Source organism: Breznakia sp. PF5-3, from assembly GCF_029504745.1.
In the GTDB taxonomy this organism is placed as follows: Bacteria; Bacillota_I; Bacilli_A; order Erysipelotrichales; family Erysipelotrichaceae; genus Breznakia.
Genome location: NZ_JAQFIQ010000077.1, coordinates 1 through 3701, shown reverse-complemented (window position 1 = coordinate 3701; position 3701 = coordinate 1). Strand labels below are relative to the sequence as shown.

At 36.3% G+C, this 3701-nt stretch carries 1 protein-coding gene; it reads left to right on the top strand.

Annotated elements, in window-relative coordinates; translation table 11 throughout:
* Positions 1 to 3701, top strand: a 3701-nt coding sequence (locus M2475_RS11290) for an immunoglobulin-like domain-containing protein (protein WP_277491632.1), incomplete at both ends; no start/stop codon positions are given.

The window sequence follows — 3701 nt, the reverse complement described above, 5'->3', positions numbered from 1 at the left end:
TTAACTGATAATGACTTAATTAGTAGAGCGAAAGCAAAAGCATTCAAACGTGATGATATGAGTGCAGCAACTGTAGCGATTGAAAAACCATATACAGTTGATTCAGAACCAGGTGTATACAAAGTAACATTCTATGTGGAAAAAGAGCCAACAACAAAGGTTGAAATCAATGTAACAGTCGTATCAGGAAATGGTCCAACCTTAACAGTGGAACCAGACTACATGAATATTCCACTAGGTGGAACATATGATAATACATATGGAGTAAGTGCCATTGACAATGAAGATGGTGATCTTACAAGCAAAGTAACATCGACAGGAACGGTAAATGTAAATGAAGAGGGCGTATACCCAGTCGTTTACACAGTTACAGATAAAGACCACAATACTGCAACGAAAACAAGAATTGTAGCGGTAGGAGATATCATTGTTGGAGAAGACTACTTATTCAAAGCAAGTAACTATGTAATCTTGAAGAAAGATGTTAAGGGAACAAATGCAGAGATCCTAGAAAAAACGGGAGCGCAAGCTTGGGTTAAAGAAACAGGAATTGCTGTTCCAAAAGCAGATTTAGAAGTAAGAAGTAACGGTGGTTATAAAGCTGAAGTAGGAGATTACAAAACAATTATTTCGGTAAAAGGTGCAACATCGACAAAAGATAAAGTTGAACCAACTGCGAAAGTAGTAGATGGAAATGTAATCGATGATGGAGATAAATATACACTTGTTGCTAGCAACATTGTAATGACAGTAGATGAAGCAAAAGCAATAACAAGTGATGCAAAATTAATCGATAAAGCAGCAGCAAAAGCATTTAAGAAAAAAGATTTAAGTGCAGGAACTGTAAAAGTAGATGCAAGTGGAACTAACTTCAAGGCTGAAGAAGGTGACTATAAAGCAACATTCTATGTAGGTGAAGAAGAAGCAACAAGAGTAGAAGTTAAAATCAAAGTAATGGATGGAGATATCATCGATCATGGAGATGAATATACAATTGTAGCGAAACATGTACAACTTACAAGAAGTCAAGCAGAAGCATTAACTGATAATGACTTAATTAGTAGAGCGAAAGCAAAAGCATTCAAACGTGATGATATGAGTGCAGCAACTGTAGCGATTGAAAAACCATATACGGTTGATTCAGAACCTGGTGTATACAAAGTAACATTGTATGTAGCAGAAGAACCAACAACAAAGGTTGAAATCAATGTAACAGTTGTAGCAGGAAATGGTCCAAGCTTAACGGTTGAACCAGCTTACATGAATATTCCAGTAGGTGGAACATATGATTATACATATGGAGTAAGTGCAATTGATGATGAAGATGGTGATCTTACAAGCAAAGTAAAATCAACAGGAACTGTAAATGTAAATGAAGAGGGAGTATACCCAATCGTTTATACAGTTACAGATAAAGATTACAATACTGCAACGAAAACAAGAGTCGTAACCGTAGGAGATATTATTCCAGGTGAAGACTACTTATTCAAAGCAAGTAACTATGTAATCTTGAAGAAAGATGTTAAGGGAACAGATGCAGAGATTCTAGAAAAAACGGGAGCGCAAGCTTGGGTTAAAGAAACAGGAATCGCTGTTCCAAAAGCAGATTTAGAAGTAAGAAGTAACGGTGGTTATAAAGCTGAAGTTGGAGATTACAAAACAACAATTTCAGTGAAAGGTGCAACATCGACAAAAGATAAAGTTGAACCAACTGCAAAAGTAGTAGATGGAAATGTAATCGATGATGGAGATAAATATACACTTGTTGCTAGCAACATCGTAATGACAGTAGAAGAAGCAAAAGCAATAACAAGTGATGCGAAATTAATCGATAAAGCAGCAGCAAAAGCATTTAAGAAAAAAGACTTAAGTGCAGGAACTGTAAAAGTAGATGCAAGTGGAACTAACTTCAAGGCTGAAGAAGGTGACTACAAAGCAACATTCTATGTAGGTGAAGAAGAAGCGACAAGAGTAGAAGTTAAAATCAAAGTAATGGATGGAGATATCATTGATCATGGAGATGAGTACACAATTGTAGCGAAACATGTACAACTTACAAGAAGCCAAGCAGAAGCATTAACTGATAATGACTTAATTAGTAGAGCGAAAGCAAAAGCATTCAAACGTGATGATATGAGTGCAGCAACTGTAGCAATTGAAAAACCATATACAGTTGATTCAGAACCTGGTGTGTACAAAGTAACATTGTATGTAGCAGAAGAACCAACAACAAAGGTTGAAATCAATGTAACAGTTGTAACAGGAAATGGTCCAAGCTTAACGGTGGAACCAGACTACATGAATATTCCAGTAGGTGGAACATATGATAATACATATGGAGTAAGTGCAATTGATGATGAAGATGGTGATCTTACTAGTAAGGTGACATCATCAGGAACTGTAAATGTAAATGAAGAGGGAGTATACCCAGTCGTTTATACAGTTACAGATAAAGACCACAATACTGCAACGAAAACAAGAATTGTAGCGGTAGGAGATATCATTGTTGGAGAAGACTACTTATTCAAAGCAAGTAACTATGTAATCTTGAAGAAAGATGTTAAGGGAACAGATGCAGAAATCTTAGAAAAAACGGGAGCGCAAGCTTGGGTTAAAGAAACGGGAATCGCTGTTCCAAAAGCAGACTTAGAAGTAAAAGACAATGGTGGTTATAAAGCTGAAGTTGGAGATTACAAAACAACAATTTCAGTGAAAGGTGCAACATCTGCAAAAGATAAAGTTGAACCAACTGCAAAAGTAGTAGATGGAAATGTAATCGATGATGGAGATAAATATACACTTGTTGCTAGCAACATCGTAATGACAGTAGATGAAGCAAAAGCAATAACAAGTGATGCGAAATTAATCGATAAAGCAGCAGCAAAAGCATTTAAGAAAAAAGATTTAAGTGCAGGAACTGTAAAAGTAGATGCAAGTGGAACTAACTTCAAGGCTGAAGAAGGTGACTACAAAGCAACATTCTATGTAGGTGAAGAAGAAGCGACAAGAGTAGAAGTTAAAATCAAAGTAATTGATGGAGATATCATCGATCATGGAGATGAGTACACAATTGTAGCGAAACATGTACAACTTACAAGAAGCCAAGCAGAAGCATTAACGAACGCAGACTTAATTAGTAGAGCAAAAGCAAAAGCATTCAAACGTGATGATATGAGTGAAGGAAAAGTAGCGGTTACACATGATGTAGGATCTACTGTAGGAACATACTCAGCAACATATCATGTAGTAGAAGAACCAACTACAAAAGTGGATGCAGATGTAACAGTTATTAATGGTAATGCGCCAGAATTAACAGTTGAACCAGCTTACATGAATATTCCAGTGGGTGGAACGTATGACTACACACATGGAGTAAGTGCAACAGATAAAGAAGATGGTGATCTTACAAAAATTGTTAGACCAACAGGAACTGTAAATGTAAATGAAGAGGGAGTATATCCAATCGTTTATACAGTTACAGATAATGATCATAATACTGTAAGCAAGACAAGAATTGTAACGGTAGGAGATATCATTGTTGGAGAAGACTACTTATTCAAAGCAAATAACTATGTAATCTTGAAAAATGAAATGAATGGAACAGATGCAGAGATTCTAGAAAAATCAGAAGCACAAGCTTGGGTTAGAGAAACAGGAATCGCTGTTCCAGCAGCAGACTTAGAAGTAAGAGACAACGGTGG